Origin of the sequence: Vibrio sp. YQ_11 (assembly GCF_043103065.1) — a bacterium.
GTDB lineage: Bacteria > Pseudomonadota > Gammaproteobacteria > Enterobacterales > Vibrionaceae > Vibrio > Vibrio parahaemolyticus.
The window spans coordinates 396680-415686 of sequence record NZ_JBICJM010000050.1 but is presented as its reverse complement, the minus strand read 5'-3'; the positions used below and the strand labels follow the sequence as shown (position 1 = coordinate 415686).

Sequence of the window (19007 nt, the reverse complement as noted above, 5' to 3'; positions counted from 1 at the left end):
ATTCACCACATAGTTGATGTGATAACAATCACTAAAACAGATACCATCCGCCACATTATTATTTTTATAAAGGCGAGTCTTAAGTGAAAGAATCTCGAAATACGTTAAATTCTAGTGAATTAAACACAACAACCTCTTGGTCAAAACATGACACACATTGGGTACTTAGCCTATTCGGGACCGCCGTTGGTGCCGGTATTTTGTTTCTGCCAATCAACTTAGGCATCGGTGGATTTTGGCCACTAGTCGCAATGGCGTTTTTGGCATTTCCAATGACTTACCTCGCCCACCGCGGTTTAGCGCGCTTTGTATTGTCTTCTAAGATCAAAAATGCCGACTTTACCGATGTGGTTGAAGAGCACTTTGGCGCAAAAGCGGGACGTTCAATCTCTCTGCTTTATTTCCTATCGATTTTTCCTATCCTGTTAATTTACGGCGTGGGCATCACCAATACTGTAGACAGCTTTATGGTGAACCAAGCGGGAATGGAAGCCTTACCACGCGAGCTACTTTCGGGCGTATTAGTGTTCGCTTTGATTGCCATTATGATGGCGGGCGAAAAAGTGATGCTGCGCGCGTTTGCCGTTATGGTGTACCCACTTGTTGCGATTCTAGCTTTCCTCTCATTCTACTTAATGCCGAACTGGACAATGCCCGTGCTTGATACACCGGACATGGGTGCGTTTGCGAGCACAATGTGGTTAGCCGTTCCTGTTGTGATTTTCTCGTTTAGCCATGCAGCAGCGATCTCTAGCTTTGCCAATGTTCAGCGCCGACACTACGGTGATGATGCCGATGCAAAAGCCGAACTGATTTTACGTCGCACGAGCATCATGCTTATCGCATTCGTACTATTGTTTGTTTTCTCGTGCGTATTAGCACTATCGCCAGAGCAACTTGCTCAGGCAAAAGCGCAAAACGTATCCGTACTCTCTTACCTTGCAAACGCAACGGATAACCCGTTCATCGCAACACTTGGTCCTTTGGTGGCGTTTGTCGCGATCACTTCTTCTTTCCTTGGTCATTTCTTAGGCGCACGTGAAAGCTTGAACGGCTTAATCACAAAGCACTCAAATTTATCTGAAACACGTGTTGATCGTATTAGCGTAGTGGTTCTTTTCTTGTCAATTTGGGCTGCAGCAATCATGAACCCAAGTATTTTAGGCATGATGGAAGCGTTATCTGGGCCAGTTATCGCAATGATCTTGTTCATTATGCCGATGTTGGCGGTACATAAGATTGAGTCGATGAAGCAGTATCGTGGAAAGCTCTCTACCTATTTTGTTCTGATCACAGGTATTGTTGCGGTAAGTGCTTTGGTTTTTAGCTTACTCAGCTAAGAAGGGGTTACTTTGAGTGATTTTCAGGGGAATACCGTTTACAACTGAAGGTAATTCCCTGAATTTTGCTTTTGTTTTCTAAAACGTAATCTAGCTTACGTCACTCCACTAAATAAGAGCGAAAACACCCGCCAACATTACTACTGAGGCGATACAAGTGCGAGCAATGATGCCGAAGTGCGACGGTTGAATCATTTCGTTATGCATAAATAATCTCCTGTTTGTTATGAACAGCCAATTTACTTTGGCTTAATAACACTATGTCGAATATCCATTTTTTTAACAACCCATACAAACATTAAATATTTATGACACCAAAATCATCTTTTGGAGATCGGAATTACTTTTGGGAGCAGCATCACACATAATTCACATGGAAATATCTTCATCGATTATCGCTATTTCTCAGTCAAAACCTCCGGTTCCCTTATATTGCGATTAAAATTATTTCCCAACTTATAAAAAGCACTTTTCTTTATAAATCAAAAAATTAAATCAAATCAAACAATTATACTCGCCTTAAAATCCCTTATTCTTGGGGAATCCATAAGCACTTAATAGATAAGAAGTGATAGACTTAGCAAGTACTGCTACTTAACGAGATCACAATTTATTAATAAGCTCATGCACTTTCCGATTAAAACGCTGTCTTGCGCTCTATTAGCGGTGATTGGACTCTTCTTCCAGACTGGTTATGTCTTCGCCAATACAGATAAACATATCTATCTCGAAGAACACATTTCGCCCGAAAGCCAACCCATGTTGAGTACCTACTTCCGTTCTATGGGTAAGCCTCGCTCAATCAAAGAAAATGTGCTCACGGTTCCGCAAGATGCTTCGCCCGAAACGCTCGCCCTCTACTATTTTGCTCGTATTTATTTAGAACGCTATGAAGGTGTTCCCCTACCTGACGACATGCCAGATTTGATCGAGTTTGGTCGAAAACACAATATGCCTTGGGTTGTCGCAGAAGCAAAATTGAACAAAGCGATTCGAATGATTGAGTTGGATGACGATTGGCACGCAGAGCTTTTGCTCCACGATGTAATTGGGGAGTCTCGTGATATTGGCTATCTGGCGCTGCAAGGCCGCGCTTATCGCTGGATGGGAAATTTAGAAATTGCGCGTAACCAAATCCACAACGGATTAAAACATTATCGTACCGCCTACGAGTTACTTGAAAATACAGTGTTTGAGATTCAAGTAGCGATGACACTTAACAACATCGGTACTGTCTATTTAGACTCCTCCGATTGGAATCGCGCAAACAACTATCTAAAACAAGCACTCGATGTATATGAGAGCAGTGAATATGAGTACGACAACAGTTTCTTTATTGGCGTAATCTATGCCAACTTGAGCATTGTTCATCTTGGCTTAGGAGAAAGTGAGAAGGCCGAATACTACTTCCATGAGACGATTCGACGCTCAATGCAAACTGGGTCGGATGTCATTAAACATCATTCATTGTCCAACTTTTCTCAAATGCTAAGTAGCATCGGTAAAACAGACGATGCCCTACTGCTCGCACAACGCTGTGTTGAGTTACCTAACCCAGACGGCATCGAAATCATTAAGATGCCATGCTATGAAGCATTTGCCGAAGCGTATCTCGCCGACAAGCAATACGACAAAGCGATTCGAACCGCTCTCCTCGTCCTAGAACAAACCAAATCGACCAATGAGCTTGAGCTAAAACAGCGTATCGATATGTTGTCGGTTTTGGTTAACGCCAACCAAGTTCTGCAAAATTATGAAGCCGCCTTCCGCTATTTGTCTCAGTTGAGAGCACTTGAAGAAGAATTTTCTGAGCACATTCACGGCGAAGAAATGATCAACATTAAGTTTGACCTTGAAGCGAAATTGGCTCAAAAAGAGTTGAATTTGCTTGAGACGAAAAACGCACTTCAAGCCTCTGAGTTGCGCTCGCAACGTTACCGCGAAATGTTTTACTTTATCGCTATTGCAGCCATTGGTGTGGTGGGTTTCCGTTATGTTTTGCGAGTCAAAAAGATCAATAAAGCACTAACGCAAGAAAGTACTACGGATCTGTTGACGGGCCTTCACAATCGCCGCTATTTGGAAGTGTGGTTAGAGAAGATGGCCCGCCGCACTCCAGATAGAACCTTCGCGCTTGCGGTTCTTGATGTCGACCATTTCAAAGCGTTTAACGACACTTATGGTCACGACATCGGCGACCAAATGTTGATGCATATTGCCTCTATCTTCAACGAATCCACTCGCTCAGGTGACCTGCTGATTCGTTGGGGCGGTGAAGAATTTGTGTTGCTGGTGGAGGTGAACGATCCAAATGATTGTGCGAAATCGCTAGAGCGTTTGAGACATGTCATTGAAAATACGCCATTAATCATTGACTCTAAGCCAATAAACGCCACAATTTCGCTTGGTGCGGTCGACCGGTTATCAGCCCAAACCATCAAACAAGAGTGGGACCAATGGTTCTTCTTGGCCGACCAAGCGTTATATGACGCAAAACAAGCGGGCAGAAACCAATTTAAGATTCACTCGACGTCTTAATGGCGTCCACGAGTAAATAGATACTTCCATGAAGAAAAAATTAATATTCGCCTTGCTTTCTCCTGTTGTTTTATCCGCTTGTAGTAATCAACAAGCGTCGCAAATGGGCATGCGTAGCAGCAGTGTGAACATGTACGCTCAACAAATGAGTAATACTCAACTTTGTGAGACGCTGTATTACAATCGCTCAACGAACCAAACCAAAGTCGCGATTGGTGCAGAATTCAACCGCCGTGGACTCAATAAAAAATGGTGCGATAACGAATTGAATAAGTGGTATTTGGAGAAGTTTGTCGATAGCGTGCTACCAAAGAAAAAGCCAGCACCGCGCAAACCGATGGCAACCATTCAGCCGGCCTCCACCAAATAGTAACTGTAGTAGCTATCACCTCTCTCTAGCTAACAGATGAGATAGAAAGCAGAAAGTCCTTACCAACTTTCTGCTTTTTTACAGCTAACAATGATCAAGGTCAGCCAAAACCTTCCTTTACTTCAGTGAGTTAACATCAATTTACGCAGTCCGTCGAAAAAACAACGTAAACAATTTGTAAACAGTTTGCGTCCTCATTCTTTGCCGCTAGTTTTATTCATTCCTGTTTAAAGGAGTATCGAACAGGGACAAAAATTCCAAACAAAGACATGAGGTCACAAATGGAAACACGCTTTACTCGCCTATTTGCCGCTATGTTGGCTGTGGGCCTTGCACCTGCCGTCTCGGCGTTTGATCCGCTCTATTCAGAACAATGGCATCTCGACAACACTGGCCAAACTGCATTCGCAGCAAACCCTGCTGTTGCGGGTAATGACTTAAACACCAAACTTACGCAAGCTATGGGCATTGCCGGTATTGGCGTTAAAGTTGCGGTCATTGATTCTGGTGTGCAGATCGATCACCCAGACCTTGCAGGTAACGTAGTCACAGGTAGCAGAAACTTCGTTGAAGACTCTTTATTCCCATCCAGTTATCCCGTCGACACTAACGGCCACGGTACTGCCGTTGCTGGTTTGATTAGTGCGGTAGGTAACAATGGTGAAGGTGGTCGCGGCGTTGCTTCTCGCTCTTCGCTTGTTGGTTTTAACTGGCTTGCAAACCAAACATTAGAAGGTTGGTTAATTTCTCACGGTATGGACCCAGCGACGCGAGATGTACGCGTATTTAACCAAAGTTATGGCTTTAGTCCGATCAACCCAATCGCGTTTGATGAGAATGACCCAGAGTTCAAGCTTGAAATGGATGTCATGCAGAACGTCAGTAAAACGAACGCTTGGGGCCGCGGTGCACTGTTTGTCAAGTCTGCGGGGAATGGTTACCGCTATTTCAACACTGGACGATTCTTCGTTCTTCCTAGCGATTTCTTCGCGGGAGGAGGAAACCAAGGTTTACCGATGCACAACTCGGCGCAATCTTACGACAACTCTAGCTACTTCAACCTTGTCACCAGCGCGCTACGCGCAGATGGCACCCGAGCAAGTTACTCTTCTGTTGGCGCTAACGTATGGGTTGCCGCGCCAGCAGGGGAATACGGGCAAGACTTCCCTGCGATGGTCACAACTGACCTGATGGGATGTGAAGAAGGACAAAACACCAGTGACGGCCTTGGTATTAATGGTCTACACGGTGGTACAGAGCTTGACCCGAACTGTAATTACACCAGCACCATGAACGGCACATCATCGGCTGCGCCGAACACTTCTGGTGCAATCGCCGCTATCATGTCAACCAACCACGCTCTATCTGCCCGTGATGTTCGTGCGTTGCTGGCAGAAACCGCACGCGTTACCGATGCCGAGCATCCGGGTGTTCAACTTGAATTTACCAATGATAAAGGCGAGTTGGTGAGCTACGAAGCGATCTCACCTTGGCAGAAAAACGCGGCTGGCGTGAACTTCCATACCTTCTATGGTTTTGGTGCCGTTGATTTGGATGAAGCGATGAAACGCGCTCGCATGACAAATAATGTTCTGCCAGCGCAAATCATCACACCGTGGGCAAACAATGCAACAGAAGTCAGTGTGCCAGATGCAAGCCTTGCTGGTGGTTCGTCAAACATCGCAATTACTGACGACATTACCGTTGAGTCTGTACAGGTGCAGCTGACGCTAGAGCACTCGCGTCTACCTGATTTGGCAATCGAGCTTGTTTCCCCATCAGGCACTCGCTCCGTATTGCAAACACCACGCAACGGCCTTGTTGGTCAGTCTCTTGATCCAAACATTACGGGTTACGAAAACCAACTGATGTTGTCTAACCAATTCTACGGCGAGAATGCTAAGGGAGAATGGACACTGAGAGCTATCGATACAAACGGTGATGAAGTCTTCTCATTTATCGCTTACTTCAACTCATCCGCTATCTATGATGTACCGATGGCGAACAACGCAAAACCAGGAGTTATCAAAAACTGGTCTATGCGTATCTTTGGCCACTAAGGAGTCAATCACATGAAATATCAGACATTTTCTATTTTGGCTCTTTCACTAATAGCCAACGCAGCCTATGCCGAAACGCAGTTGTCGCAACAACCAAATCCCGAGTTGTTTGTTCCTTCTGATGCAGTTGAAGTGAATGGTGAAGCGTATCGTAAAGTGCAAACGAACACAGTGAGCAATCTCTCTGAAGCGGTTAAACTGCAAGCCGGTGACGAGGTGTTTAAGAACGCGTTTGGCAATGTGTCTAAAGCGACGGGACTTATCTACATCACCGTAAACAACGCCGCTGATGCCAAAGCAGTAGCAAAAGAGTTAAAGCTAGACGTTGTGTTTGCAAATGGTGAATCTGCGGTGCTAAAAGCTTCTGAAGGACAAGACTTGCTTAGCATCAGCGATTACTTGAATGCTGACAGTCGCGTCAAAGCGTCTAAAATTGAACTAAACAGCGGTAAATACCGTGCACAATAATTCTCTAGCAAGAGAAGTTGGCTTCTAAAACAATGCCTCAGCAATTGCTGAGGCATTTCTTTGTTCTTTCGTTTACAGAGTAACTTCTAACTTATCTTCGGCTAAAAAACATCTCTTATTGAAGATAACCAATCAACTTGTTTGCGATATCGGTATTGTTCTGAGAGCCAACGAATGCTTGTGCTCCCTTACCATAAGCAAACACCTGAACATCCACCGCGGTATGCCCTTTTGTCGTCCAACCGGTGAGGCTTTGATCGTTGATGATTGACTTTACGGCTTGATAAAGCGCTTTCGCGGGCTCTTCACTCTTCTTCGCGTCAATGAGGAGCTCAAATTGCACATCTGATAGCGCCCAATCTACTGATTCTGACCACACTTGTTTGATGTCTGAACCCTTTGCAAGTGACGTTGCTAATGGCCACGCCGTTTGATGCACGCCTTTGATCACATCCGTTTTCCAGTCGTATTGACCATTTGCGCCGATAGTTAAACCTCCCGTGGAGTGATCGGCGGTGACAACGAGCAAAGTGTCAGGATGAGCATCAACATACGCCTTGGCTAAAGCAATCGACTTAGCAAAATCATCCATTTCTGCCATCGCGCATGCTATGTCATTCGCATGACCGCACCAGTCGATTTGGCTTCCTTCGATCATAACGAAAAAGCCATGCTCTGAGCGCGACAATAACGACAGCGCCTTGTTCGTCATATTCTCCAGTCGGTTGGGATTCTCATCCAAAGCAAACGGAAATGCTTTGTCGGCAAACAACCCAATCGCAGGCAATGTTTGCAACAAAGGCAAGGTATCAAAATCCGTTAGGTAGTGATAATCCTGCGTTTTAAATTCTTCAATCAGGTTTCTGTCTTCACGCTCAAAGTATCGAACACCACCACCAAGTAACAGATCGACGGGCAGCTTTCCATTTACTTTGTTATCCAAGTAATCGTCTGCTATCTGATCATAATTACGACGAGATTCGTTGTGCGCGGCAAAGCTTGCGGGCGTCGCGTGGTTAATTTGCGAAGTCGCCACTAGAGCGGTTGTCATGCCCTGCTCTTTCGCTACTTCCAACATCGTTTTAACTGGCTTTTTATGGGTATCGACAGCGACGGCGCCATTGTAACTCTTTATGCCAGTGCTTAAGGCCGTCGCGCCTGCTGCACTGTCAGTGACATAAGTACCATCATCGGGATAGGTGTGAGCCATGCCAACCAGTATCGAGTCAAAGACTGTAGGCTCAATCTGTTTAGTTTCTGGATTATCTTGATAATAACGGTAGGCGGTTGTGTAGGCAGGGCCCATTCCATCACCGATCATATAAATAATATTTTTCGGTGCTTCATTGGCGTGAACAAACCCGGCCAGTAAACTGGCCGCAAGTAAAGAGTATCTGATTGTCATATTTCATCCATGAAAAAGTGACTGCGAATATAAGCCGTCACTTTAATTACTGTTTTGCTTACAAGTATTCATCAATACTATCATTCAGTTAGGATGAAACCTCGTGTTACATCATGGTTTTGCAACCCAAATCATTTCTTAAATAGGATCACTTCTGTACGTAGGCCAGCTTTAGGTGTCTCATTCGGGTTATTCAAGTAGCGCTCAACCCCCAAAGGCTTGCTCTTCACTTTTATGCCGTTTTGGCGTGTCAAATTCATCCCTAACGACCACGCATTGCCCAAAAACTGGTAGTCACCTTTGTGCTCAATCACAAAAGTTTCACACGCTGGAATCGTGCCAAACACAAAACCATTTGGTACCTCTACCATTTCACTCACGGGCAAGCAGGTTACAAATTCAAAATGACCGAGCTTCATGTCCATTGAAAGGTAATAGCAGAACAGTTCGCCGCTGACGGGCAGACTTTCTTTCTGCATCAGTTCGTACAGTCTTTGAGTTTGCTTTTTCATGATTGGACCAAGCTCAGGAACTGTCCCTGAACCTTGCAAACCAACGTAATGAATCAAATCTTGATGACGAGTGCCGATTTCGCTCAACTGCGACAATATTTGCCCAGTTTCTAACTGGCTTTTTAGCATCTTGAGTCCACGGTCGTAATCCATTTCAACCATGGATTTGAACATCGTTTTCAGAAAAAACAGATACCAAGGAACACGAGACTGCATTTGCCATTCTACGGTACAACCATCTTGTGACGGCGTCACGATGAGCGTCACCTTTCCGTGGCTTTTGATGGGGCGAAAAAAATGCAGCTCCATGTCTAAGCGATGTTCTTGTGTGCTTTCCAGAACAACCGCCCCCGTTCCAATTCGTTGCCCATTCCATTGGTAACCAGCACCAACGTGGCCTTGATTGTCACTGTAAGTCAGCTCGCAGCTTGGCTCCAAAATGATCCAAGGAGACCACTCAGGCCAGTTTTTAAAATCCTTTAGATAATCGATGATTTCACTTTGAGATTTGTTGATTTCAATACTTTTGCTGACCTGATAAGCAAGCATAGCCATTCCTTAAGTTTCTGTTTCGCTCTACTTATTCTAAATCAAATCCTAGTTTTTTCTTGTTTCACTGTTAGTTAGAGGTAAAAAGTGAGACAAAAAAGCCAGAACGTTAACTCTGGCTTCATTGGCAAATTGGGACGTTAAGAAACAAACGTCACTTTCGCGCTAAATCGGACGCCATCATCGTTTAATTCAAACGGCCACCCCATCCGTTCACAAATGCGTTGCACTATCACTAAGCCGCAACCATAACCCGCATTATACGTTTCGTTACCATCATGACGATTGGTGATAATCAGCGTGTTTTGCTGTAGATCGATCTCGATGTCTCCAACGCTATAACTGAATGCATTTTTGATTAAATTGTTGATGACTATCGTCACGAAGCTTGCTGGCGCATACACTTCGCCGCTATTTTGTTCGTTAAGCTGATAATGCGCATCTTGCTTTGCAAACAACGGAGCAAGCTCTTCCAATTGCTGGTGTAAACAAACTAAAAGCGTTTGATCGCCAAAGTGCTGCGGCTCAATTTTCTCTTTACCTAACAACAAAAACGCCTCGGTCAAAACGCGCATTTCTTCACACGCGGCTTGCATTCGCACAATCGCTTTTTGTGCCACCCTTGGCTGGTCAGGCACTCGAGATAAAATGTCTGTTGAGCCTGCGATCACCATAATAGGCGTGCGAAGCTCGTGGGAGGCAAAGCGACTAAACTCTTGTTCGCGACGGAAATAGCCCGCGATGTCGTTCTTACAGTCTAACAACGTCTGCTCAATATGCCGCGTTTCGCTGAACTTCGTTTCCACTTCAAATGCAGGCTGGTCGGGTGGCATCTGGCTGATTTTTGACTCGATTTTAGCGAGCGGTCGAGACAAAATTTTCACCATATAAATGCCGTAACCAAGCATAATCAAGGAAAACAACCCACCCAATAACAGAGTAAACTGGTGCAATGAGCTTTCGTATTCATCCAGATAATCGTCCGAGTCATCTTGGAAAACGATGTACATCAAGCCTTCGCCAGAAGGATGATCAAACACCACAAAGTGCTTATCCTCTTCGCCCAACAAGTATTCATAAAAGCCTGGAGATTTGAACGCGAGCAACCAACTTGGTGTCGGAGCTTTGCTCCAATAGGAGTTAAATTCCAACTTGTTTGGTAACGGGGCTTTCCAACCCTGCTTTTGAAAATTTTCGGTGTAAAGCGCCGCTTCTGTATCGAGCCAGTGATGGAGGCTCAATACCTCAAGTTTGTTTTCTGCGACATAAATCAGTGACCAAAACAGCGTAAACATGACGAACGTCATCACGCCAAAACCCCAGCGAATCTTGCGATAAATACTTGGGTATTCGTTATGCTTTAAGTCGGTAGCCTTGTCCATGAATAGTCTCTAATCGTGATTCTTCAAAACCTTTATCGAGTGCAGTTCTCAAACCATAAATATGACTGCGTAATGCATCACTACTAGGTGGCTCATCGCCCCAAACACTTTCGATCACTTCCGTTCGTGATACTGACGCAGGCGCGTACTTCAACAACAGCTTTAAGATTTTGGTTTGGATGCGACTTAGCTTGATCTCTTTGCCATCGCGCGTGACTTTACCAGTGCGCGCATCTAAACAGATATCAGCGAACGTCAGCGTACCAATGTCTTGGCGTGGGCCACGACTAGCTAAAGCATGAATACGTAAACTGAGCTCTTGCATCGCAAACGGCTTCATTAAGTAGTCATCCCCACCCGCTTTAAATGCCGCTATTTTGTCATCTAATGTGTCTTTTGCGGTTAGAAAAAGAATGGGCGTTCCGCAAAACTGTTCCTGACGCAGCTTTTGTACGGTACTGATGCCATCGAGTTTTGGCATCATGATATCCATAATAATCACGTCGTAATGGTTATCTTCCAACAACGCCAGCGCAGCCTCTCCGTGATACGCGCAATCTATCGTCATACCTTCGAGTTCTAGGTAGTCAGCAATGGTCTCGGAAACATTGTGGTTATCATCAACAATTAAAATTTTCATACGACTCACATTTCTTCACGATCTCTTCACGGTATGCCTCATAAGATACCGCCAAATTCCTAAACTAGCTCGTAAATTGAGGTTAATACAATGAAAAAACTGGCTCTTATTTCTGTCGTAGGTTTGGCATTGTCTGGTTGTGGTGGTTCTGGCAGCGACAATAACGACAGCTCATCAACACTCCCAGAAGCAAAACCAAGTGCGGCTATTGGGTCTGTTGAATCTGTAGATGCTAAAGAAAGCACATTAACCGTCAATGGATATACTTACCGCGTTTCAAAGGTAGTTTACGGTAACACTCCATTAGCGTTGACTGTCGTGCAACCAAATATGATGGTAAAAGTGGATGAAAACATCCAAAAAACAACAGATGCGCATGCCGTTGTGTCACTAGAACCAACCATCACAGGTCGAGTGACTGCCATTGATTACGCAAAGAAAACCTTCACCGTAAATGGTGTAGAACTGCAGTTTGATGGTTTAAGTAACGAGATCGGTTTAGGTGATTGGGTGATGGTGTCTTCACTTCCAACTGCTGATGCTGGCTACAAAGTCTTATCTGTGGTGGAAATTGACGTTGACCACTACCCAAGCATAGGCGACATGTACGAAATTGAAGGCCGAATCGCAAGCATTGATGCAAACCAAAGCACCTTCAAACTGGGCGCAAACATCACCGTGTCTTACCACAGTGTTGACCAACTAAAAGTAGGTCAATGGGTAGAAGCGGAAGGCAAAATGGAAGGGGATATTTTTGTCGCCTCCGACGTCGAAATAGAAGGCTATGACAACCTAGAAAACGACAGCGATGTGGAAGGCATCGTCACTTGGGTTGCGAACGATTACAGCGAGTTTTCACTAAACTACCGCGGTGCGTTCTTTGTTGATAACGCAACTCGATTCGAGGACGGTAGCAAAATGAGTTTAAAACAAGGCCAAGAAGTCGACGTTTCTTCTGTCTTGAAAAATGGCAAACGCATTGCCACCGTCGTTGAGTTTGAAACGCCAGATTTTGATGACAACCATCAATGGCAAGGCAAAGAATTTGAATGCGAAGGTTATGTGTCAAATTACGATGCGAATGCAAGAACATTTGAAATCGAACGTTGTGAGAATGATGCTGATCAACGGCTAAATAACAAATTAGTGGTTATCGATGCGCAAACTCAATTCCAAGGCATTGAAGAGCTGAACTTGAATGGTGCTCGTGTCGAAGTCGATGGTGTGATCATCAATAATCAAAACGTCGCTCGCGAAATCGAGCGAGAAGGCTACGACGACTAAACTAGGTCAGCCACCACGTTTAAACAAAACCCAATAAAAGTGTCACTTCTGTGGCACTTTTTCTTACTTTGCATCCCTAGCTTAAACCAGCAAATTCTCAGCCAAACTCTTTTCCCTCAATTACACTTTACCTATGTTTCACAACATCGGTGACTACCATGAAAAAACGTAACCTCGCTCTGCTTATCTTGCTTTTTGGTTCAACCACCAGCTTAGCTAGCGTGATGGACCCCGACTGCGATGCAGAAAAAGCAGCCAAAGCCGCAGCAACAAAAGCCGTGGTTGGTGTTGGCGGTCGCTGTACGCCTAAAGAAGCATTGAAAGATACCGCAGTTGATGCAGGAAAAGACAAACTGCCGGATGAAGGGATAGCGGGCAAAGCCGTTGATGCAATGACACCAGAAAAAGAGAAGAAAACGGTGAAAGACGTGACCAAAAAGCTCAATAAAGATTAAGGCTTAAGCGATTAAGTTTAAGCGTGGAAGATAAATTGCGGAAACAGAAAAGAGCGCCCATCGACGCTCTTTAAATATTTACTGAGTCTAGACCATTAAGCGGCTTCAGCTTGACCAATCCAATGGTAATGGTGGTTGGCTTTTTTACCCACCAGCCCAAGCTCTGCAAGCTCTTCGAAGACTTGGTCTACCTCTTCCGCAGAAAGTCTAAATTGCTTCGCTACCGCTTTTTTCGTACACGTGATTTGATGAGTTTTAAGGGCATCGCTCACCTGTTCTAGCAATGTTTTTGGCTCTTCCGGTTCTTCAATTTTTTGCTCAATGGCGGGTTCATCTTCATCCTTAATGTGTGGAAGATAACCCGCTGGCTCTGGGTCAATATCGCGAATTGATGCCACGGTCATGCCTGCGTAGCGACGGTAATAATGACGGAAACGTTGCTCTTCACCAATCAAACCAACAAAAAACGCCGCAAAGAAATCGAGCAGGATGGATAAGAACACCACCAGCCATAACTGAGCTTGTTGCGATGTCGTACCGAACGCATTTGCAAGGCTATCGATCAGACCGATGACCGAGCCTTGCGTTACCGGAGGCAGGCTGTCTCGCTCCATCGCCAATCTCTGCTGCTCTTCGCGCAGGGTTTTGTTTTGCTCTTGAATTCGCGTCACCCCCGTTGCGATGCGCTCCATCTCGATGTACTTCTGCGCCGCGATGTTGTTCAGCTCGATCTGTTTATCGATAGACGCAATCTGGCGGTTAAACGCTTCGATTTTTGCTTGCTCGACAGAAATATGGCTTTGTGCGCTGTTAGTCGCGCTGTTGATGCCGCCGATACTGCCGCCAATAGAGATAGCGGCAAGCACAGAGTAAAACACCAAGGTCGTAATTGCCCCACCGTAATTTCTGTGGGCGCGACGCTCGCCGTATTCATACCACGCATAAAATTTGCCAGCTTCAAAGATGATGGCCAAACCACCAAACAGCGCCTGCATCATTGGGTTGTCGTCAATTGACAAAAATAGCAATAGAGAAAAAATCGTCGACGCTAAAATAGCGGCGCCTGTGAATGTATAAACACTCACCATCGCGAATCGACCCTTAGGGTATCGAAATTCGATCTGTTGTTCGTATTTCATTGGAGAAATTTCTTAAGATGACGCCTCTCTTGCCACAGCAAGAAACGCTCAGGAATACACAAAGGAGCGAGAGAATACCGTATCCTTTATTAAATTACTGTCATAATTCCGTTAACGTAAAACAAGTGCAGAATCAGTGTTCAGTTTGATCCTTTATCCCTCAAATTTTGCACACTAACTCGCCAGTCAATTTTCGCTATCGCCCGTCGTTAATGGCCTTGGGTTCACGACTCACCTGTTTTTTCCTTTTGCACATTTTCGCGCGGTGGGTAATGCACACAAATAAAATACACTTGCATCACTTTTTGGAAATCTTGCAGTTACATTTTTAAGGTTATTTGTTAGTATCCTGCGCCGAATCAGCCAGATATCAAATCGTATGGAAACCACTCAAATACAACCTAAGAAACAACGCGTCGCCGCTATTGCGGTTATTTTCGCGGTACTGTTTCAGCTGTATTTGGCCTCCACTGCGGCGCTCAATCCCACGCAAGTGCACAATAAAAGCTGGCTTAACAAAGTTCAGAATGAAAAGGTGTTGCTCTGTACCGCTGAAGGTTTTAAGTGGGTTGACATCAATACACTCATCGCTGCAAACGCTCAACCTTCTTCCGAATTTATTGATAACTTGAAGCTACACGACGGTTTCCAGTTTGAATGTCCACTGCTGCAAGCCGTGCAATTTTTCTTGCTTGTCGCGGTTGGGCTTTATCTTGCCACCATTCAGTGGTTACGCCGCGTTAAACACGCGCTCACGCCCTACCATTTTGCTCAATGCGGCAGATTGGTTTACCAGCATATCGCACCAAAGCAATCCCCTCCTTGTGTTTTTCCTGCCTAATGGTTCTTTAAGAACTCAGGCTCACAATAATAACAATTATCCCATTGAGCATTTGCTCGGGAAGTCATTCTATTTAAAAGGAAAATACACATGCTTAAACAAATGAAAATCGCCACTTTGTCACTTATCGCTCTCATTGCTAGCCCTATGAGCCTTGCTCACGATTACGAAACCGGAAAAATTCACATCGATCATCCTTGGAGTCGTGAAGCGCCGCCAAATGCTCCTGTTATTGGCGGATTCTTTCAGCTGACCAACCATGGGGATACGGAAGACGCGTTGATCGCAGCAGAAAGCCCAATCGCTGGCCGCGTGGAGATCCACACTCACGCGAACGAAGACGGTGTAATGAAGATGATTAAAATCGATGAAGTACGTGTAGCGGCACACGAAACCGTGGTATTTAAGCCAGGCAGCTTCCACTTAATGATCTTCAACCCAACGCAAACATTGCAAGAAGATGATCGCTTCCCAATGACGCTGACGTTCAAAAACGCAGGCAAAATCGATGTTGAAATGGCGGTGGAAAAGAAAGGTCATATGGAAAAACACATGCACCACTAAGCTCCTTTCATTTCATGCAAAAGAGCCCGGTCATACTGCCGGGCTCTTTTATTAGAAAAAGGTTCTATTTAGCACGTGACATCAGTAACTCGCTCAGAACTAAAGATCACTTAAAGCAAACGTCCGCCCAGCGTGCCAAGCCTGCGGTTACCGAACCAAAATAGTTACCGCTGACGACAGGAATATTTGGCAACACGGTTTGTACCGCGTCACGTAAAATCGGCGAACGAGCGGAACCACCAGTCATAAAGATCGCATCCGGTTTTATGCCTGCTTGCTCAACAGCTTCTGTTACCAGCGCCGTCATCTTGTTCTTTGGTGATTCAATCGCTTCAATCATCTCATCGCGCTGAACGTCCACTTCAATCAGCTCCGACAATAAGTTGATACCAGTACGGTAAGCCGTTTGATCAGAGAGTGCCACCTTCGCTTCTTCTGCACGGCGGACAATGTTGTAGCCTAATGATTCGTGATAAACCTCAAGCAAGCGCGCTAGTTTTTCTGGCTCTTGCGCCTGTTTCTGCAACAGTTTTAACGCCGCTAAGTTCTCACGTGAGTAAAAGTCGTTTTGCGCTTCAACGTTATTGATAGCAATCGGATTCCAAAACTGAGTCGTCGGCATCACAATGCCCGATTCCATCTTGCTTTCCATCCCAAACGGGAACATCAACTGTTTGAAAGCCAACGCGATATCCAGATCGTTACCGCCGACACGCTGACCACTGTGAGCCAACAAACTTGCCGTTCTGTCTGCTTTTCCTCGCCAAGATGGCCCCATCTGAATCAAAGAACAGTCGGTTGTACCACCACCGATATCCACCACCAAAATCAGTTTGTCTTCGTTAAGCGTCGCCTCGTATTCTAAACCAGCGGCGACGGGCTCAAACTGAAATTCGATATTTTGAAAACCGGCACGCTTGGCGGCGCGAAGTAGAATATTTTCCGCTTGAATGTTCGCCGTTTCTCCACCACGACCATGAAAGTTGATTGGGCGACCAATCACCGCATCCGTAATGCTTTGCTGAGCATGGTTTTCTGCCTGAGCTTTGATGTTGTCCATCATGGCGCAAACCAGATCTTCAAAGAAGCTCAGCTGAACATCACGCAAGCCAGATGCACCAAGAAACGACTTTGGCGACTTCACGTAATAGATATCGCGTGGGTCTTCTAAATAGCGGTTCAACGCTGCCTGACCAAACGCGATGTCTTCTGGCTCCAGCTCAATGCTCTCTTCTCGGTTCAAGTTGATTGCGCGGCGCAGTACCTGCTCTCCAACTTGATCAAACGGTTTGATGTCACGGTGACGAAACAAATGTTCAGACACAGACTCACGAGTCGGAGCTGCAAGGGTGGAAGGAATGAACGGGCTATCCCCTTCAAGATTTAGCAAAACAGGCTCGCCTGATTCCATTTTTGCCACTGAACAATTTGCAGTGCCATAGTCAAAGCCAATATACATGAGTCCTCCCACTGACGAAAAAAAGTCGGCAATGCTAACTCAATGGCACATGAATTACTACTCAAACGGTAGAGCGATTCTCGCTTATTCGCTTTCGGACGTTTCTTTTTTCATGGCAGGTAACACGACGGCTAACAATAACGCTAATAAAAGAAAAGCAGGCGTGAGTTTCAATCCTTGCCAAATTGAGTACGTGTCGTGAAACAGCCAAAAAATTCCTATCGTTAACAAGTAAGCAAAATAGCTGCTGAACACTAAACTCATGGCGACAAAACGCGTGCGATTGATGATGAGGATTCGCACTAAATATTGGCTGAGTAAACTCGCGCAGTGCATCGCCAATTGCCAGTTAATGATAAAAAAAGCCAGAGAAACAAATCCAGCTACCAGCATGGCGTCGTGCGTACTAACAATAAAGTAGCTGCCGAAACGGCTCATCATAATAGGATAATTGCCTTCGTAGACGATGGACCAAGAGATCGCATTCGCCACTGCAATATAATTGGCAAAATAGGCAATAGCATAGAAAGTCGTGCGGGAACTAAAAGGTTGAAATACGTCCGCACAATAGCCGCGCCACTCTTCTTGATTAGCGGTGGGGCCAACCCAATTGCGTTTGTGGTCTGGGAGTCGCTCGGCAAATGCAGGGCCATTTCGAAACAGTAGCCAGAAAATATACAGCGCCAATGCAATCAACAGTATCGTCAACATACTCCCCCCTTAGAAATGTCTGTGCCACTGCCGTTGCTATTGAGGTCGTAAACTGCACTTCCCTAATTGTCATCGTCATCGCTAACGTCACACATGGCTTAACGCGTATTTAAGCCTTTCTAAGCAATTAGAATTGCGATGATTTTTCTATCTTATATGTTTACTCAGCGAGTAATGTTCGTTTTAAAAACGAGCACGCTAACGGTTTTAAACGTGCGAAGGCACACCTTTAGGTCTAGCACACTACGGGATGGATTGCAGGGAAGGAAATAGGAAGAGAGGGAACGCGCCCAAATGATATCGACGTCTTACGTCTATACCATTTGGGCAAAAATCGTTAATTTTCTAGCTTTTCTTCGAAAACACCTAGTTCGCGACCTAACCAAATCGCGCTATCTGTGTGATCACGCAGTTCTCGTTCGCTGACCGGGTGTATAAGCACAGAAAAATCCCCACGAATGGTATCTAACCAAGCCAAAAACTCTTCACTGATCGACTCAAGGTGCATTTCAAACATCGGCATCTTGTGCGGGCCGACTAATCTGTCGACCAATGGATACACGCGCAACACATCTTGACGCTCTTGGCGGATGATCTCATTCAGAGCTTGTGCTTTTTCCAATTGTTGCAAAGGAAAGTAAACGTGAACGTGGTACATAACTTCTCCAATCTGAATTCTAAGTGTTGCACTCCCCCGTCGTTCAAAGCCTGTGTAGTCATCTAAACACTGAGCCACACTAGGTTCGAATTAACGCCGCTTAGGCACGTTGGAATCCAAACTTCTTCAATTGACTGCCACCCTACCTTGATTCCGTCTGATTGGGAAGAAGTTATCTTTCTGCAACAAATAAATCTACGACACTCAAATACTTTAGCTTTGTTTGTCAAATTTCACAGCCCAATTTTGTTGCAACTTTGTAACAAATGAAAGTGATTAAATTCAGCTTTTGAAATGAATAATATAAAAAACCAGTATTTTACTCTGCAAAAATGGGGTGTAAGCAAAACTTTACTGATGGGTTAAAGTCGAATTAAAGCACGATTTAACATTTTGTTTACACTTACTGTATCTGGTTATACCAAGATTGAATCAGAGGGTTGGGCCAAGTGAATAGCAGTCAACACGAGGTTTTGCGTTTTAAAACAATGTGTTTTTCAAACAAGCAGCGGTGTGAGATACCAATCGTTTAAAGGACAAATAGATGCCTCAAACGCTCGATGACATTCGCAACCCTAGGTATGGCCTTTTGCGCTGATATCAAAGACTGAGTACCCATACAGACTTTGGTT

The 19007-nt window shown here is 45.0% G+C and carries 17 protein-coding genes; 9 read left to right on the top strand and 8 right to left on the bottom strand.

Annotated elements, in window-relative coordinates:
- The first annotated feature begins 83 nt into the window (after positions 1-83).
- The 5 genes from ACF8EG_RS23585 (at position 84) to ACF8EG_RS23565 (ending at position 6776) form a co-directional block, all read left to right on the top strand.
- Complete coding sequence (locus ACF8EG_RS23585) at positions 84-1340, top strand: aromatic amino acid transport family protein (protein ID WP_005499076.1); 1257 nt, start codon at positions 84-86, stop codon at positions 1338-1340.
- A 624-nt stretch (positions 1341-1964) separates the two neighbouring features.
- Positions 1965-3878 (top strand): tetratricopeptide repeat-containing diguanylate cyclase, encoded by a 1914-nt coding sequence (locus tag ACF8EG_RS23580; protein WP_069505949.1) that lies wholly within the window; start codon positions 1965-1967, stop codon positions 3876-3878.
- Between the two features lie 28 nt (positions 3879-3906).
- Complete coding sequence (locus ACF8EG_RS23575) at positions 3907-4248, top strand: hypothetical protein (RefSeq protein WP_005463744.1); 342 nt, start codon at positions 3907-3909, stop codon at positions 4246-4248.
- Between the two features lie 281 nt (positions 4249-4529).
- On the top strand, positions 4530-6308 hold the full coding sequence (locus ACF8EG_RS23570; RefSeq protein WP_069505946.1) for a S8 family peptidase: 1779 nt from the start codon (positions 4530-4532) through the stop codon (positions 6306-6308).
- A 12-nt stretch (positions 6309-6320) separates the two neighbouring features.
- Positions 6321-6776 (top strand): hypothetical protein, encoded by a 456-nt coding sequence (locus ACF8EG_RS23565; RefSeq protein ID WP_021452271.1) that lies wholly within the window; start codon positions 6321-6323, stop codon positions 6774-6776.
- Positions 6777-6891: 115 nt separating this feature from the next.
- On the opposite strand, the gene ACF8EG_RS23560 is transcribed toward ACF8EG_RS23565, so the two are convergent.
- From ACF8EG_RS23560 to ACF8EG_RS23545, 4 genes are all read right to left on the bottom strand, one after another.
- Complete coding sequence (locus ACF8EG_RS23560; protein WP_069505943.1) at positions 6892-8181, bottom strand: alkaline phosphatase; 1290 nt, start codon at positions 8179-8181, stop codon at positions 6892-6894.
- A 131-nt stretch (positions 8182-8312) separates the two neighbouring features.
- Positions 8313-9242, bottom strand: a complete 930-nt coding sequence (locus ACF8EG_RS23555; protein ID WP_069505938.1) for an SRPBCC family protein — start codon at positions 9240-9242, stop codon at positions 8313-8315.
- Positions 9243-9382: 140 nt separating this feature from the next.
- On the bottom strand, positions 9383-10624 hold the full coding sequence (locus ACF8EG_RS23550; protein ID WP_069505936.1) for a HAMP domain-containing sensor histidine kinase: 1242 nt from the start codon (positions 10622-10624) through the stop codon (positions 9383-9385).
- The gene (locus tag ACF8EG_RS23545) at positions 10596-11264 is read right to left on the bottom strand and encodes a response regulator transcription factor (protein ID WP_005463721.1); all 669 of its coding nucleotides are present in this window, start codon (positions 11262-11264) and stop codon (positions 10596-10598) included. Before ACF8EG_RS23545 ends, ACF8EG_RS23550 begins: the two co-directional genes overlap by 29 nt.
- 90 nt (positions 11265-11354) lie before the next feature.
- Here ACF8EG_RS23545 and ACF8EG_RS23540 point away from each other — a divergent pair, with 90 nt between their 5' ends.
- Together ACF8EG_RS23540 and ACF8EG_RS23535 are read left to right on the top strand one after the other, a co-directional pair.
- Entirely contained in the window at positions 11355-12548 is a 1194-nt protein-coding gene (locus tag ACF8EG_RS23540) for a DUF5666 domain-containing protein (protein ID WP_069505931.1), read from the top strand.
- Between the two features lie 158 nt (positions 12549-12706).
- Positions 12707-13003: a hypothetical protein gene (locus ACF8EG_RS23535; protein WP_025533891.1), complete on the top strand. Its 297-nt coding sequence runs from the start codon at positions 12707-12709 to the stop codon at positions 13001-13003.
- 95 nt (positions 13004-13098) lie between these two features.
- Here ACF8EG_RS23535 and ACF8EG_RS23530 read toward each other — a convergent pair whose 3' ends face one another.
- Positions 13099-14142 (bottom strand): Preprotein translocase subunit SecY, encoded by a 1044-nt coding sequence (locus ACF8EG_RS23530; protein ID WP_069505930.1) that lies wholly within the window; start codon positions 14140-14142, stop codon positions 13099-13101.
- A gap of 379 nt (positions 14143-14521) precedes the next feature.
- On the opposite strand from ACF8EG_RS23530, the gene ACF8EG_RS23525 reads away from it, so the two are divergent.
- Positions 14522-14983 (top strand): hypothetical protein, encoded by a 462-nt coding sequence (locus tag ACF8EG_RS23525; protein WP_005485973.1) that lies wholly within the window; start codon positions 14522-14524, stop codon positions 14981-14983.
- A 90-nt stretch (positions 14984-15073) separates the two neighbouring features.
- A complete protein-coding gene (locus ACF8EG_RS23520) occupies positions 15074-15547 on the top strand; it encodes a copper chaperone PCu(A)C (RefSeq protein WP_069505928.1) in 474 nt (157 codons plus the stop codon).
- A gap of 106 nt (positions 15548-15653) precedes the next feature.
- Here ACF8EG_RS23520 and yegD read toward each other — a convergent pair whose 3' ends face one another.
- The 3 genes from yegD to ACF8EG_RS23505 form a co-directional block, all read right to left on the bottom strand.
- A complete protein-coding gene (yegD, locus tag ACF8EG_RS23515; protein ID WP_069505927.1) occupies positions 15654-17006 on the bottom strand; it encodes a molecular chaperone in 1353 nt (450 codons plus the stop codon).
- Between the two features lie 84 nt (positions 17007-17090).
- A complete protein-coding gene (locus tag ACF8EG_RS23510) occupies positions 17091-17717 on the bottom strand; it encodes a hypothetical protein (protein ID WP_029856238.1) in 627 nt (208 codons plus the stop codon).
- A gap of 337 nt (positions 17718-18054) precedes the next feature.
- Positions 18055-18375, bottom strand: a complete 321-nt coding sequence (locus tag ACF8EG_RS23505) for a DOPA 4,5-dioxygenase family protein (protein WP_069505925.1) — start codon at positions 18373-18375, stop codon at positions 18055-18057.
- Positions 18376-19007: the final 632 nt, after the last annotated feature.

Bases quoted from the DNA above. Each gene is read 5' to 3' on its own strand.
- yegD (WP_069505927.1), bottom strand. From the start codon at position 17,006: ATGTATATTGGCTTTGACTATGGCACTGCAAATTGTTCAGTGGCAAAA.
- ACF8EG_RS23555 (WP_069505938.1), bottom strand. From the start codon at position 9,242: ATGCTTGCTTATCAGGTCAGCAAAAGTATTGAAATCAACAAATCTCAA.
- ACF8EG_RS23570 (WP_069505946.1), top strand. From the start codon at position 4,530: ATGGAAACACGCTTTACTCGCCTATTTGCCGCTATGTTGGCTGTGGGC.
- ACF8EG_RS23545 (WP_005463721.1), bottom strand. From the start codon at position 11,264: ATGAAAATTTTAATTGTTGATGATAACCACAATGTTTCCGAGACCATT.
- ACF8EG_RS23530 (WP_069505930.1), bottom strand. From the start codon at position 14,142: ATGAAATACGAACAACAGATCGAATTTCGATACCCTAAGGGTCGATTC.
- ACF8EG_RS23560 (WP_069505943.1), bottom strand. From the start codon at position 8,181: ATGACAATCAGATACTCTTTACTTGCGGCCAGTTTACTGGCCGGGTTT.
- ACF8EG_RS23580 (WP_069505949.1), top strand. From the start codon at position 1,965: ATGCACTTTCCGATTAAAACGCTGTCTTGCGCTCTATTAGCGGTGATT.
- ACF8EG_RS23565 (WP_021452271.1), top strand. From the start codon at position 6,321: ATGAAATATCAGACATTTTCTATTTTGGCTCTTTCACTAATAGCCAAC.
- ACF8EG_RS23575 (WP_005463744.1), top strand. From the start codon at position 3,907: ATGAAGAAAAAATTAATATTCGCCTTGCTTTCTCCTGTTGTTTTATCC.
- ACF8EG_RS23550 (WP_069505936.1), bottom strand. From the start codon at position 10,624: ATGGACAAGGCTACCGACTTAAAGCATAACGAATACCCAAGTATTTAT.
- ACF8EG_RS23520 (WP_069505928.1), top strand. From the start codon at position 15,074: ATGCTTAAACAAATGAAAATCGCCACTTTGTCACTTATCGCTCTCATT.
- ACF8EG_RS23525 (WP_005485973.1), top strand. From the start codon at position 14,522: ATGGAAACCACTCAAATACAACCTAAGAAACAACGCGTCGCCGCTATT.
- ACF8EG_RS23505 (WP_069505925.1), bottom strand. From the start codon at position 18,375: ATGTACCACGTTCACGTTTACTTTCCTTTGCAACAATTGGAAAAAGCA.
- ACF8EG_RS23510 (WP_029856238.1), bottom strand. From the start codon at position 17,717: ATGTTGACGATACTGTTGATTGCATTGGCGCTGTATATTTTCTGGCTA.
- ACF8EG_RS23540 (WP_069505931.1), top strand. From the start codon at position 11,355: ATGAAAAAACTGGCTCTTATTTCTGTCGTAGGTTTGGCATTGTCTGGT.
- ACF8EG_RS23535 (WP_025533891.1), top strand. From the start codon at position 12,707: ATGAAAAAACGTAACCTCGCTCTGCTTATCTTGCTTTTTGGTTCAACC.